Source organism: Streptomyces sp. NPDC094448 (assembly GCF_044763775.1).
GTDB lineage: Bacteria > Actinomycetota > Actinomycetes > Streptomycetales > Streptomycetaceae > Streptomyces.
On record NZ_JBIWGU010000003.1, the window covers coordinates 389,902 to 403,142 of the forward strand.

9 protein-coding genes and 2 pseudogenes are annotated in these 13,241 nt (G+C 72.8%); 7 read left to right on the forward strand and 4 right to left on the reverse strand.

What is annotated here, in order from left to right:
- Window positions 1-236 precede the first annotated feature (236 nt).
- The 3 genes and pseudogenes from ACIQ9E_RS07805 to ACIQ9E_RS07815 form a co-directional block, all read right to left on the reverse strand.
- Window positions 237-422: a hypothetical protein gene (locus ACIQ9E_RS07805; RefSeq protein ID WP_403703588.1), complete on the reverse strand. Its 186-nt coding sequence runs from the start codon at window positions 420-422 to the stop codon at window positions 237-239.
- A 44-nt stretch (window positions 423-466) separates the two neighbouring features.
- A pseudogene (locus ACIQ9E_RS07810) lies at window positions 467-1,591 on the reverse strand (AlkA N-terminal domain-containing protein); the annotation flags it as partial.
- Between the two features lie 165 nt (window positions 1,592-1,756).
- Window positions 1,757-2,110 (reverse strand): annotated as a pseudogene (locus ACIQ9E_RS07815) (Ada metal-binding domain-containing protein); the annotation flags it as partial.
- Window positions 2,111-2,638: 528 nt separating this feature from the next.
- Here ACIQ9E_RS07815 and ACIQ9E_RS07820 point away from each other — a divergent pair.
- The 4 genes from ACIQ9E_RS07820 (at window position 2,639) to ACIQ9E_RS07835 (ending at window position 7,833) form a co-directional block, all read left to right on the forward strand.
- Window positions 2,639-3,634, forward strand: a complete 996-nt coding sequence (locus ACIQ9E_RS07820; protein WP_403703591.1) for a hypothetical protein — start codon at window positions 2,639-2,641, stop codon at window positions 3,632-3,634.
- A gap of 192 nt (window positions 3,635-3,826) precedes the next feature.
- Window positions 3,827-5,251 (forward strand): amino acid permease, encoded by a 1,425-nt coding sequence (locus ACIQ9E_RS07825; RefSeq protein WP_403704055.1) that lies wholly within the window; start codon window positions 3,827-3,829, stop codon window positions 5,249-5,251.
- Window positions 5,252-5,471: 220 nt separating this feature from the next.
- A complete protein-coding gene (locus tag ACIQ9E_RS07830) occupies window positions 5,472-5,705 on the forward strand; it encodes a hypothetical protein (protein ID WP_403703594.1) in 234 nt (77 codons plus the stop codon).
- A gap of 223 nt (window positions 5,706-5,928) precedes the next feature.
- Complete coding sequence (locus ACIQ9E_RS07835; RefSeq protein WP_403703597.1) at window positions 5,929-7,833, forward strand: hypothetical protein; 1,905 nt, start codon at window positions 5,929-5,931, stop codon at window positions 7,831-7,833.
- A 117-nt stretch (window positions 7,834-7,950) separates the two neighbouring features.
- On the opposite strand, the gene ACIQ9E_RS07840 is transcribed toward ACIQ9E_RS07835, so the two are convergent.
- Window positions 7,951-8,442, reverse strand: a complete 492-nt coding sequence (locus tag ACIQ9E_RS07840; RefSeq protein WP_403703600.1) for a hypothetical protein — start codon at window positions 8,440-8,442, stop codon at window positions 7,951-7,953.
- A gap of 175 nt (window positions 8,443-8,617) precedes the next feature.
- Here ACIQ9E_RS07840 and ACIQ9E_RS07845 point away from each other — a divergent pair, with 175 nt between their 5' ends.
- The 3 genes from ACIQ9E_RS07845 (at window position 8,618) to ACIQ9E_RS07855 (ending at window position 13,180) form a co-directional block, all read left to right on the forward strand.
- Entirely contained in the window at window positions 8,618-9,877 is a 1,260-nt protein-coding gene (locus ACIQ9E_RS07845) for a helix-turn-helix domain-containing protein (RefSeq protein ID WP_403703603.1), read from the forward strand.
- A 361-nt stretch (window positions 9,878-10,238) separates the two neighbouring features.
- Window positions 10,239-11,225 (forward strand): esterase/lipase family protein, encoded by a 987-nt coding sequence (locus ACIQ9E_RS07850; protein ID WP_403703605.1) that lies wholly within the window; start codon window positions 10,239-10,241, stop codon window positions 11,223-11,225.
- A 251-nt stretch (window positions 11,226-11,476) separates the two neighbouring features.
- A complete protein-coding gene (locus ACIQ9E_RS07855) occupies window positions 11,477-13,180 on the forward strand; it encodes a class I adenylate-forming enzyme family protein (RefSeq protein WP_403703608.1) in 1,704 nt (567 codons plus the stop codon).
- Window positions 13,181-13,241 lie beyond the last annotated feature (61 nt).

Genomic DNA, 13,241 nt, shown 5'->3' on the forward strand with positions numbered 1-13,241 from the left:
CGCCCCCAGGCCCCCCGCCTCCCATTCCCCCCAGCGCGGCCGGGGGGTGCACCTGTTCGAAAACCCCCCCGGCGGGGGGGGGGGCGCCCCCCCCGGGGGGGGGGGCGGGGCGGGGGGCCCCCCCCCCGGCCGGTCTCGCTGTCGGCGCAGCCCCCGCGCGGTCACGCTGTAGCGCTATATCCGTGACCGTACGTGGCGATCGCTGCGCCGCGGCTGTACGTCCGCGGCCCGGCGGATCACGGGAAGAGCATGATCCCGAACGCGATCACCACCAGAATGGCCAGCGCGATCATCCCGGCCCGCCACAAACGGCTGTGGGCCGCCTTGGGTCCGGGGGGTCCCGTGCCCGTACCCCGTGGACGGTCCTCGGGAAGCTGGGCCTCCGGTGGGCGGTCGTGCGCGTAGAAGTCCTGGTCGGCCATGACGATCACCTGCCGTCAGCCGGTTGGTCGATGTGTACTGCATTCTACTCTTCCGGGGTGGTCGGGGGCCGGTCGGCTCCGGCGGTCCGGAGCTGGTGGAAGGCGTAGGAACGCCAGGGGCGCCAGGCATCGGAGCCGGGGGCCCTGTCGCCGCCGCTCCGGTGGGCGGCGGTCTCGTCCGGGCTGGGGAAGACATCCGGGTCACCGAGGGCCCGCATCCGGATCCGGGCGGCCCGGCCGGGCCCGATTCCGGGGATCGCGGCCAGCAGCCCTTCCGTCGTATCACGGTCGGCACCGGGGTCAAGGATGATATTTCCGCAGGCCAGGGCCGTGGCGAGGGCGCGGAGCGGTGCGCGCCGGTCCGGCGGCAGTTCGTCGAGGGCGGCCCCGGCGAGACCGGCGGGGTCCGGGAAGAGATGGGTGAGTCCGCCGCTCGGTTCGGTGAGCGGTTCGCCGTACGTGCGCACGAGGGCGGCGGTCGCGGCGGGTCCCGCGGGGCAGGCGGCGATGCGCAATGCCGTCTCGTGCGGATCGGCGGCGCCGGGGGCGCGCAGTCCGGGGCGGGCGGCGACGAGCGGGGCGAGTACGGGGTCGGCGCCCAGTCTCTCGTCGACGGCTCGGGGGTCGGCGTCGAGGTCGAAGAGCCGGCGGATCCGCTGGGTGGCGGCGGTCAGATCGCCCGGACGGTCCAGGTGCAGCCGGCATTCCAGCCAGCCTCCGGCGGGTCCGGGCCGCTCGGCGACCTCGGCGATCCCGGGGCCGCCGGGCAGGCGCAGGGTCCGCCGGTAGATCCGGTGGCCCGCGGTGCCGGTGACCTCCTCGACTCCGGGGACCGCGCGGGCGGCGAGGAAGTCGAAGACGGGGGCGGTGGCGTACGGGGTGCGGTGGGCCAGACGCAGCGGGATCCCGGCGCGGCCTTCCGCGGGGGCGGTCCGGACCGTGTGCCCGGTCCTGCGCAGTTCGCCGGGGGTGGCGGCGTAGATGGCGCGGATGGTGTCGTTGAACTGGCGGACGCTGGCGAATCCGGCGGCGAAGGCGATCTCGGCGGCTTGGAGGCCGGTGGTCTGGAGCAGTACGCGGGCGGTGTGGCCGCGCTGGGCGCGGGCGAGGGCGAGGGGTCCGGCGCCGAGTTCGGCGTTGAGCTGGCGCTGTACCTGGCGGGGGCTGTAGGCCCTGTCCGGGCGATCTTGTCGGGCCCGCGACGACAGCTACGGCACCTCGCTGCGTTGTCGGACCACGCAAGTACGTCCAGTACGAGCCGTGGACCTCCGCCTTGCGATGCACCGCATCTGACGCCGCGGGCTGATCCTCGAAGATCGCCCGGACAGGACCTAGCCGAGGCGGGCGGCGAGTCCGGTGACGCCCTCCCGGTCGACGACGCCGTCGCCGATGAGCCGTACGGCGCGGCCGACGACATCGGCGCGGACGTTCCACTCGGCGCTGCCGGGCACGGCGTCGGGGCGGCAGCGGCGGCAGGCCCGGTATCCGGCGCCCTGGGCGGCGGCAGCCGTGCGGTAGAAGGTCACATTCCGTCGTTTGGGGGTGGTCGCCGGGCAGCTGGGCCGGCAGTAGATCCCGGTCGTGGCGACGGCGAAGAAGAAGACGCCGTCGAAGCGGGCGTCCCGGCCGGCCACGGCCTGGTAGCGGCTGTCGTCGGCGGGGTCGGCGGCGCGGTCCTCGGTGCTCATCGGCCCAGTATGGGCGGGCTGCGGGCCGGGTTCCGGCGGGAATCGGACATGGCGTTACGGTACGGGACAGCCCTCAGCCGGAGCCGGCGGTCGCGCCGTCCTCGGGTACGGTGCCGGGCTCCTGCCGGGGCCGTCCGCTCCCCGGCCTCGGTCCGGACCCGGCAGAAGCCCGGGAGGGCCCCGCCGCCCCGCGGCGCAGCCCCCGGTCGCGGCCGCGCGGGGACACGGGGCCAACGCCGATTCCGGCGACTCGCCCTTCCCGGTCACGAGCGGCAGAATTCCACCGCAAGACGTGCAACTGGTCGTAGTTGAGCATCAGTTGTCTCGTCTGCTGATAGATCCTCGTCACCTTCTTGTCGGAATCGACGGGATGAGTAAGATCGGCGCGCAACAGGGGGTGGAGCGGAGTCTCCACCCGCCGAAGCCACCCCCCACCGTTTCAAGAGGGCTCATGACGACCACTTTGAGACAATCCCGCGTGCCCGTTTCCGCAGGCCGGCGCGGAGCTGCGGGAACGGCGACGGACTGATGGCCCCGGACCAGTTCCGCCCGGTCTACCATCCGGCGGGCCACGACAGCGAGTTGCGTACCGCCGTCGCGGACTTACGAACGGGCCGCTGGTTGTCGATGCGGAATCTGCTGAACGCCACCCCCGGCTGGGGGCTCTGGACCCAGCGCACCCAGGTACTCGGCGCGGTAGCGGCCGGTTCGGACGCCGTTCAGACCTGGCTCACGGAAGAACCGGACTCCGTCGCGGGCCAGGTGATGCAGTGCCGGGTGGCCGTCGAGCGCGCGCTGCGGGCGCACCGCGAGAACCACCCCCGTACCCCCGAGTGGTGGCACGAGGCCTGGGAGGCCTGCCGGATCGCCGCCCAGCACGGTCCGGACGATCCCGTTCCCTGGGTCTGCCTGCTGGCCCTGTCCCAGCTGGACGAGAAGCAGAAGCTGGAGGAGCACCGGCAGTTGCCGCCGGGGCCGATGCTCTTCCCCGGGCCGTGGGGCCTGCTGTCGGAGGCGCACCGCCGCGATCCGTACAACCGCGAGGCGTACCACCGGATGCTCCAGTTCGTCTACGCCCGCAAGTCCGGCGGCCATCTGTCGGAGGCGGTGAACTTCGTCCAGTGGGCGGCCTCCACCGCTCCGGCCGGTTCCCCCCTGCTGGTACTGCCCCTCTTCGTCCGGGTCGAGCGTTACCGCCGGGACCGCGGCCACGAACGCGCGCTCGACCTGCACTGGGTGACCGAGGACGCCCTCCGGGAGGCCGTACTCGCCCTCGACGGCTGGTTCGACCGGGCCGATCCGCTCGGCACTTCGCTGCTCGACCTGAACCATCTGGCCCATGCGCTGTGGGGCGCGGGCCGGTTCGTGGAGGCCTCCCGGGTCTTCGAGGCGCTGGGGCCGTTCTACACGCCGCCGCCCTGGCAGTACCGCTCCCAGAACCCCGGCGAACCGAGCCTGGCCGAGGAGATCTTCCTCCGGGCCCGCAGCCGGTGCTTCACCGCCGCGCGTGACGCGGGCTACTGAGCGCAGCACGGTCGCTCGCCCGGCGTACATCCACCCGATCCGTCTACCCGGAGGCTCATCATGTCCATGCCACCCCCACGGTGGTCCCGCTCCGCCCGCAAGGACGCCGGGAGTGCCCACCACCCCCACCACCCCGTCGACGAGGAGGCGAAGCTGCGGGAGCTGGGCTATCAGCCCGTGCTGGCCCGCCGGATGGGGAGCTTCGGCAACTTCGCCATCAGCTTCTCGGTGATCTCCATCCTCTCCGGCTGCATGACCCTCTACGGCTTCGGCATGAACACCGGCGGGCCGGCGGTCATGCTCTGGGGCTGGCTGGGCGTGGGACTGTTCGTGCTCTGCGTCGGGCTGGCCCTGGCCGAGGTCACCAGCGCCTATCCCACCTCCGGCGCGCTCTACTACATGGCCGACCGGCTCGGCGGCCGTAAATGGGGCTGGTACACCGGCTGGCTCAATCTGCTGGGCCTGCTCGGCGCGATCGCGGGTATCGACTACGGCGCGGCCCTGTTCATCGGCGCCTTCCTCAATCTCCAGTGGGGGTTCGACCCCACCCCCGGCTCCACCTTCCTGATCTTCCTGGCCATTCTGCTGCTGCACGCCACGCTCAATCTGTTTGGCGTGAAGCTGGTCAGCCTGCTGAACTCGGTCAGCGTCTGGTGGCATCTGGGCGGTGTCGGGCTGATCGTCGGCGCGATCGCGTTCGTCCCCGACAACCACCAGTCGCCGGAGTTCGTGTTCACGGAGTTCGTGAACAACACGGGCTGGGAGAACCCCTTCTACGTCGCGGCGATCGGACTGCTGCTCGCCCAGTACACCTTCTCCGGATACGACGCGTCCGCCCATCTGTCGGAGGAGACGTCCAACGCCTCGGTCTCCGCCGCCCGCGGCATCGTCCGGGCCATCTGGGTCTCCTGGATCGCCGGGTTCGTCCTGCTCACCGCGTTGACGTTCGCCATTCAGGACTACAACGGGGCGCTCGACAGCGAGACCGGTGTGCCACCTGCCCAGATCCTGCTGGACGCGCTCGGCTCGGGAGGCGCCGCGGCACTCCTCCTCGTGGTGATCGTGGCGCAGTTGTTCTGCGGGAACGCCGAAGTGGCGGCGGCCAGCCGGATGGTGTTCGCCTTCAGCCGCGACAATGCGCTGCCCGGATCGAAGCTCTGGCGCAAGGTGAGCCGCCGGACCCTGACACCGGTACCGGCGGTCTGGCTGTCGGTGGGCTTCGCCGGGGTGCTGGCGCTGCCGTCGCTCTGGTCGACCACGGCGTACGGGGCGGTCACCGCCATCAATGTCATCGGCATCACCCCCGCCTACATCATCCCGGTCTATCTCAAGCTCAGGGCCGGTGACCGGTTCCAGCCGGGACCGTGGACCCTGGGCCGGTGGAGCAAGCCGATCGGCTGGACGGCGGTGGTCTGGGTGGTCTGTGTGACGGTGCTGTTCCTGCTGCCGCAGTCCAGCCCGGTGACCGTGGACACCATGAACTACGCGTCGGTGGCCCTGGCCTCGGTGCTGACGCTCGCCACGGTCTGGTGGTTCGTGGCCCGCCGCTCCTACAGCACACCGCCGCCGTACGGCTCGAAGCGCGAGCAGGCGGAGATCGCCGAGCACATCGTCTGACGTCCCGTTCGCCGACACGCGACGTCTCCTCCGTACGGGAACCCCCGGGGTTCCCGCCGCGGCACCTTCCGTGGGGGCCGGCCCCCCGCCGACGGGAACCGGCCCCCACGGTCAGGTCCGCGGCCCCTCTGCCGCCGGGTACGGCGAGCCGCTCCCCCGGGACTGTCAGTGGTGCCCGTCATGCTTGACGGACCGGCACTTTCCCGAGAGAGAAGGCGATATGACCGATCAGGAGACCATGGCGGCCCAGGCGTACGTCCGACTGCTCGGTGCGACCCGGGCCGTCCTCGACGGCTCCGGCCGTCCCCCGGCCGCGCTCCCGCTGCTCACGGCGCCGATGGCGGAGGCGGACGAAGCCCTCGACGCGCTCGGCATGGCGGGAAACGAAGCGGCCTTCTTCAGCCTGGTCGGCAGAGTGCTGCCGTTTCCCTCCGAAGGCGGCCCCCTGCGCTGACACCGCATCCCGCGGCCCGCGGCCCGTACGCCTCATCCCGTCCCGCCTCATCCCGTCCGGTCCGGGGTGAGCGCCGTAGGGGAATCCGCACATCCCCGTGCTGATGGCGGAGTGGACCGACCCGTTTCGGACCATCCGTTGACGCACCCCGGGCGTGCGCGCCCATGCTCTCCACCAGCCCGCCGGTGAGCGGGTCGACGGAGAGACCGAAGGTGTGCCTGTCGTGAATGTCCGCAGTATCCGAATCCGCAGCAAGAACGTCCCGAGCAGAAAGCCCCGGGGAACCGGCCGGCGCGGCCGGGTCGCGCTGCTCGCCACCGGGCTGGCCTCCGTGGCCGCGCTCCTCACTCCGAACGTCACGGCCACGGCCGCCCCGGCCGAGACCACCGGCAGGCCCTCGGGTCCGGTGGACCGCGGCCCGGTGCTCAAGGCCGAACAGACCACCCGGGCGCAGGTCGACGAGTGCTTCCGCAGCATCGGGGGCCCGAGCCCGGCGCCCCGGGGCGGGGTCTGCCCCTCGGGGTTCCAGCCGAAGATCAACGGCTCGTACGTCTGGAGCGCCGCCCGCTCCGGCGACTACGCCTACTTCGGCACCCTCGCCAATGTCACCTGCAACGCGTCCTCCACCTACAACGGTGACATCACTCCCCATCTGGTGAAGAACGCGGACGTCTGCGAGTACGGCAAGGGCGCCGGCGCCGATGCGCTGGGGCCGGTCTACGGCGACGCCCGTACCCCGCAGATCCTGCGCGTCAACGCCGACACCCAGAAGACCGAGGACATCACCCCGGACGGCGACCCGCTGATCAAACGCACCATCGGGCTGCGGGGCGCCGCCTCCCACAACGACGTGGTCTTCCTCTTCGGCCAGCTGGTGGCCGAGGGGCAGACCGTGGGACACGGTCTGTCGATGTTCGCCTTCGAGGGCAGCACCGGCCGCTTCCTGGGCTCCAGGGCCTACACCGATCTCGTCAGCGCCCGCGGCGGAGTCGTCGCCTCCGACGGCAATCTCTACCTCGCGGGCCGCGCCCCGGGGGTGAACGGCGGCCGGGTGCTCCGCTGGACCGGCGACAAGGCGAACCCGTTCGCCTTCGAGACCGTCGCACAACTGGAGAACGACCCCGGCTATCTCACCACCTTCAAGGACCGGCTCGTGGTCTCCGGCTGGGGCACCCAGATGCCCGGCGACAACGGCGCGGTCAGCGGCGGTACGGCCAGGATCTGGATGAGTCCGCCGATCCCCGAGGCCGGTCTGACCTTCGACGGCGCCGCCGCCTGGAAGCCCGTCTTCTCCTGGGACCAGTACGACCCCGACCCCGCGCTCAGCAAGGGCGTGGCGTGGGGTGCGCTCGCCGAGTGGAAGGGCGAACTGTACGTCGGCAGCTACAACCAGGCCGCGGTCGGCGCCGTCCAGACGATGTGGAAGACCTACGGGCAGCCCAAGGGCGATGTCCTGCGCGAACGCGACATGATCTCCGCGTCCCGGCCGACCACCGTCTTCCGGATCAGCGACCCGGGCACCGAGAAGCAGCGGACGACCCTGCTGTACGGGGAGCGGACCCTGCCGGTCTACAACCCCAACACCAAGAGCTGGACCAAGAAGCCCAATCTGCTGGGCCAGAGCCCGAAGTTCGGCCCCTCGGGCTTCAACGGCAATGTCGGCAACGCCTATGCCTGGACCTTCACCGTCTTCCAGGACCGGCTCTACATGGCGACCTTCGACAGCACCGGTCTGATCACCCCGGGCGCCCGCTTCACCGCCGTGAACAACGGGCTCTCGGACCTGACACGGAAGAAGCTGGAGTCCGTGGTCGGCCCGTCGATGAAGGCGACCCTCGGCGGCGGCGACGTCTGGCGGATGGACGATCCGGCTAAGCCCGCGGTGGCGGAGACCCTCGACGGGTTCGGCAACCGGTCCCAGCACGGCGTCCGGGTCTTCCTCCCCTTCGAGGACAAGGGATTCCTGTACGCCGGTATGGCCTCGTCCTGGAATCTGCGGGCGACCGCCAAGGACCGCGGCGGCTGGGAGCTGAACAAGCTGACCCCGGGCGGCAAGCGGGCCCCGCTCGACACCGGGCTGCCGAAGGACGCCCGGAAGGCCGCGCTCGACGCGGGCGTCGGCCTCTGACCCGAGGCGGTACGGCAGTCCCGGCTTCCCGCCGCGGCGGGAAGCCGGGACCGGGAAGCCGGGATTGGAGGCCCTCGGGGGGGAGCGCCCGGTCTCCGCGCACCGGGCGGCCCGGTTTCAGTCCTCGGCGCGGGCCGTCCGGCCCCGGTTGACCAGGCGTGTCACCTGTTGTCTGGAGTGTCCGGAGATCCGGGCCAGTTCGGTGAGGCTGACGCCGCCTTCGTCGACGGCCGCCCGGTAGCCCTCGGCGCGGGCGTGGGTGACGGCACTGTTCACATCCCGCAGCGCCGCCGAGAAGCCGGCCCAGGCGCGCCGCAGCTCGGTGCCGCCGAGCAGCCCGGGGGGCGGGCCGGGTCGCCGGAGGTCCCGCAGTTCGGCGAGGGAGTCCTCCACCTGCCGGGCGGCACGGCGGATGTCGCCGCAGGCGCCGATGGCCGAGTCGATGAGCCGGTAGAAGTCCGCGAGTTCGGCCGCCCGCGCCGCCTCCGCCGCGTCGCCGGGAGCCGGGGAGCCGGTCGCCACGCCGCTGCCGTCCACCGCATCCACCGCGTTCGCGTCCGTCTCCGTCTCCGCGTCCGCGTCCGTCGGCCCTCTCCGCCCCGGCACCATGCTCCGCTCCTCACCCCTGCGTTCCGGGCAACAACGCCTTAAGTGAATCCGAAACCACGCCTCATGAAAAGATCATCAACGGGCTTTTCTCCTCATGATGGACCGATAGGTGATTCCGCACTCACCTGGCATACGGACCATCAGCAGTCGGTGCGCCCGGAAACGGAGTCAGACCGTGCGACCACCGCCCCCACCCCGGCCCGGTCCGCTCGTCCCGCCGCCGCCGGACTTGGCCGGGACCGGGTCCGCGGGCGGCGACGCATCCGGTGCCGTTCTGCGGTACGCGGGCGGCCTGCTCCGCCCCGTACTGCCCGAACTGGTCCGCGGCGCGCTCGCCGAACTGCGGGCGGCCAGTGCGTACTACGGCGATCCGGTGCTGGCGCCGCCGGATCTGGCGGATTCGGCGCGGGAGGCCCTCGATGTGTTCACCGGGGGGCTGGTCGATCCGGAGCGGACGGACGCATCGGGCGAACACGCGTGGCGGACGGGTCTGCGCAGGGCGGCGGACGGCGTTCCGCTCCGGGCCGTGCTGCACGCCTACCGCATCGGCGGGGTCCGGCTCTGGGAGGCGCTGGTCTCCCTCGTCGTCCGGGAGCGTCCGGACCGGGCATCGGCGCTGGCCTTCGCGGCGAGCGACGTCTGGCGCCGCGTGGACCGGGACACGGCCCTGCTGGCGGAGGCCCACCGGCGGGCGGCCGCCCGGCTGCCGGACCTCGCCGTCCGGCGCCATCTGCCGGTGCTGCGGATGCTGTTGCGGGGGCACGCGGATCCGGTGCACCTCTCGGCGTTCGCGGTCTCCCTCGGGCTGCCGGTGGCGGGCCGGTACACGGTCGCGCTGCTGGCCGGCCCGGGGGCGGCGCGGGCCGAGACGGATCCGGTGCGCGAGGTCAGGGACGGCGTACCGCTGTACTGGTGTCCGCTGGACGACGCGACCGCGGTCGTGGCGCACCTCGGCGACCGGCCGGAACTGCCGGCCGGACTGATCCCGCCGGGACCGGCGGACCGTGGCGGTGTCGGCACCCCGGTGGCGGGGCTGGCGGCGCTGGGCCGGGGGTACGGGCTGGCGCGGCTGGCCCTGGCCGCCTGCCCGGCGGACGGTACGCTGCACCGGCTCGGCGACCGGTGGTCACGGGCCTTCGCGGTGGCCCGTCCCGATCTGGCGGACGCCGTCGCGGACCAGCTACTCGGCCCGCTGCGGACGCTGGATCCGGCCGAGCGCGCGGAGTTGCTGGCCACGCTGGCGGCCTGGCTGGACCGGGGCTCCACCCGCCGGGCGGGCGAACTGCTGTACTGCCACCGCAATACGGTCCTCAACCGTCTGCGCCGCCTGGAGCGGCTCACCGGCCGTACCCTGTCGCACCCCCGGGACGTGGTCGACCTGGCGCTGGCCCTGGAAGCAGAGGACACCTCAGCACCGGCGGCCCGGAGCCGCTGAGCCGCGCCCCGGCAACACAGCGGCTCCGCCGGATCGCCGCCCGGCCGCGCACCGGTGCCCCCGCGGCGCGGCCGCCGGGCGCCGTCCCTGCCGGGGTGGCCGCACCGGCACCCGACAGCACCTCCCCCAGGGCACCCGCACAGCCGCAAGGCGCCCCGCCGGTGCGCCCGCACACGTCCCGGCTTCCTGAACGTCCCGCGGGTTCTCGCCGGGCGGACACCGTGTGACATTCGGCTCGACCGGGCCCGCCCTCCCCCGCCGCCCCGGGCGCCGCTCGCGGTTCCCCCCGCCCCGCCCCCGCCCCCGCACCCGCACCGATCGGCCCCGGCCACCCCGTACGCATCGGACAAAGGAGTCCCCCATGCCGACCGCCGCACCGGCTCCCCGCCGCCCCCTGCGACGCCGCGCCGTCGGCGCGCTCTGCGCCGCGCTGCTCACCCTGTCCCCCGCCGCCCCCAGTGCGGCGGCCCCGGCGGGAGACCCGCCGCTGAGCGTCCCCGCCGACCGGCTGGCCGCGGCCCTCGACTGCCCGCCGGACCTCGGCGGCTCCTCGCGGGACCCCGTACTGCTGGTCCACGGGACCGGGGTCGACGCCGCTCTCAACTGGGGCTGGAACTACGCCCCCGCCCTGCGCGACCTGGGCTACGACGTCTGCACGGTCGATCTGCCCGGCCGGTCCCTGGGGGACGTCCAGGAGTCCGCCGAGTACGTCGTCCACGCGCTGGCCACGATGCGCGCGGCCACCGGCCGCCCGGTCGACGCGATCGGGCACAGCCAGGGCGGGCTCCAGCTGCGCTGGGCGCTGACCTACTGGCCGTCGCTGCGCGGCTCCGTCGACGATGTGGTCAGCCTCGGCACTCCCGAGTACGGAGCGGCGGCCGGCAGCCTGGCGTGCATCCTGTCCTGCGCTCCGGCACTGCACCAGATGAGCCCGGGATCGGCCTTCCTGAAGGCCCTCAACTCCGGCGATCCGACGCCCGGCGGTGTGTCGTACACCGGCATATACACCCGTGACGACCTGGTGGTCACCCCGTACCGGACATCGGTCCGGCCGGGCGCGCGCAATATCAAGGTGCAGGACGTGTGCGGGGTGCGGCTGGTGACCCATATCGGGCTGGTCTACGACTCCGTGACCTTCCGCCTGGTCCGGGACGCCCTGGACCGGCCGGGTCCGGCCGATCCGGAGAGGCTGCCCGCGGACGCCTGCATCGGCGCCCCCTATCTCCCCGGCGTCGGCGCGGCCGACATCGCGTACGCGGCGGCCGTGGTCGCCCCCACCGCGGCCACAGCCGCGGCGGCCGCTCCCAGGGTCCGCGACGAGCCGGTGCTGCGCCCGTACGCGTCCTGAGGAGCGCCGGGCGGCCCGACCGGTCGGGCCGCCCGGTCCGCCCAGCCCGAAAGATCTCGCGACAACCATGGACAGAGTCGTTAGCGTGAATTAACTTCGTCTCTATCGAGCAGCCCGAAAAGCCACTATTTCCTCGGCTTTCGTCCGCCAACAGCCCTCTTTCCCCTGGGCACTTGCGGGACACAGCAGCTATCGACTGTTCACTGAACGCGCACCGGACCAACTCCTTCCGCCCGTCACCAGGAGGACCCGTGACCTCTGCCCGGCCCCCGTATCCGCCCTCCCTCCCCGAGCTGCCCCGGGTCGGCGCCGATGCCTTCCTGACCGGCTCGGCCGGTGCGTACCCCGAGCGCATCGCCCTGCGCGACGGCACGGAGACCCTGACCTACGCCGAGCTGCACGACGCGGCCCTGAGAGTGGCCGGCGGACTGCGCGCCCGCGGGCTGGGCCCCGGCGATGTCGTCGCCATGCATCTGCCCAACACCCTCTGGTACGTGGTCGCCTACTACGGTGCGCTCTGCGCCGGACTGACCGTCGCGCCCCTCAACCCGGCACAGCCGCCCGAGGCGCTCCGCGCCCAGCTGGCCGACTGCGGGGCCCGTGCCGTCTTCACCCATCCGTCGGCCGCCGGCTCGGCGGCGACCGCGCAGGTGCTCACCGCCACCGGACCGGTGATCCACGTCCCCGGCACCGCCGTGAGCCCCGCCCCCGAGAACACGGAACTGCCCGGGACCTGGGTCCCGCTCGACGCGCTGCTGGCCGCGGCTCCGCTCGACGGCTACCGTCCCGACCCGGATCTGGTCGCCCATCTCCAGCTCACCGGCGGTACCACCGGCCGCACCAAGGCCGTCCGGGTCCTGCACCGCAATATCGTCGCCAACGTCCTCCAGTCCGTCCCCCTGCGCTCCTGCTCCCGGTTCTTCCTGGACGAGAACGGCGGACTGCGGCTCGAACGGTCCGCCGACGCGATCGAACAGAGCATCGTCCCCGGCGACTGTGTGAACATCGCCGTCGCTCCGCTGTTCCACGGGCTCGGGCTGATCGGCCACAACTCCAACACCCTGCTCGGCGCCCTCTGTGTGATCACCGGCGGCCGGTTCGACGCCGACCGCTTCCTCCAGGACATCGAGACCCACGGCGTCACCCATATCTCCGGCTCCCCCGCCATGTACTACGCGATGCTGCGCAGCCCCGACCTGGGCAGGCGCGATCTGTCGTCCGTGCGGCTGGTCACCTCGGGGGCTGCGCCCATCGACCCGGGCGCCCTGGCGCGGCTCCGCGCCGCGCTGCCGAACGCCGCCGTCAACGAGGGGTACGGACTGAGCGAGGCGACCATGGGCGTGACGATGGCGGCCCCGGGCGTCCAGCCGCCCGAGGGGTCCGTCGGTTCGGCTTTCCCCGCGACCGAGTTGGAGATCCGCGCGGAGGACGGGACCACCGTCCGCCCGGTCGGGGAGCCGGGCGAAATATGGGTACGCGGGCCCCAGGTCACGGACGGCTACCAGGACGAACCCGGTCTGACGGCCGAGCAGTTCGTGGACGGCTGGCTGCGCACCGGCGATATCGGGCGGCTGGACACCGGCGGATTCCTGTTCCTGGTGGGCCGGGCCAAGGACATGGTGATCTACAAGGGGTACAACGTCTATCCGCAGCCGCTGGAGGACGTGCTCTGCTCGCACCCCGCGGTCTCCCAGGCCTCCGTCGTCGGACGGCCCGACCCGGTCGCCGGGGAGATCCCCGTCGCCTTCGTGGTCCTCGAACCCGCCGCCCGGGACCGGGCGGCGCACGCCGGCGCCTTCATCGACGAGCTGCTGGCGCATGTTGCCGAGCGGGTCGCGCCGTACCAGCGGGTCCGCGAGGCACGTCTCGTCGACGCGCTGCCGCTGACACCGACCGGCAAGGTCCTCAAGACCGAGCTGCGCCGCAGGCTGGACCCCGCCGCCGGGGCCCGCTGAGCCTTTGCGTCCCTGCCGGCCTTCGTCCCCCGATCACCGTTCCGCCGTACCGAGGAGTTCC

Bases quoted from the DNA above. Each gene is read 5' to 3' on its own strand.
- ACIQ9E_RS07820 (WP_403703591.1), top strand. From the start codon at position 2,639: ATGGCCCCGGACCAGTTCCGCCCGGTCTACCATCCGGCGGGCCACGAC.
- ACIQ9E_RS07830 (WP_403703594.1), top strand. From the start codon at position 5,472: ATGACCGATCAGGAGACCATGGCGGCCCAGGCGTACGTCCGACTGCTC.
- ACIQ9E_RS07840 (WP_403703600.1), bottom strand. From the start codon at position 8,442: ATGGTGCCGGGGCGGAGAGGGCCGACGGACGCGGACGCGGAGACGGAG.
- ACIQ9E_RS07825 (WP_403704055.1), top strand. From the start codon at position 3,827: ATGGGGAGCTTCGGCAACTTCGCCATCAGCTTCTCGGTGATCTCCATC.
- ACIQ9E_RS07850 (WP_403703605.1), top strand. From the start codon at position 10,239: ATGCCGACCGCCGCACCGGCTCCCCGCCGCCCCCTGCGACGCCGCGCC.
- ACIQ9E_RS07805 (WP_403703588.1), bottom strand. From the start codon at position 422: ATGGCCGACCAGGACTTCTACGCGCACGACCGCCCACCGGAGGCCCAG.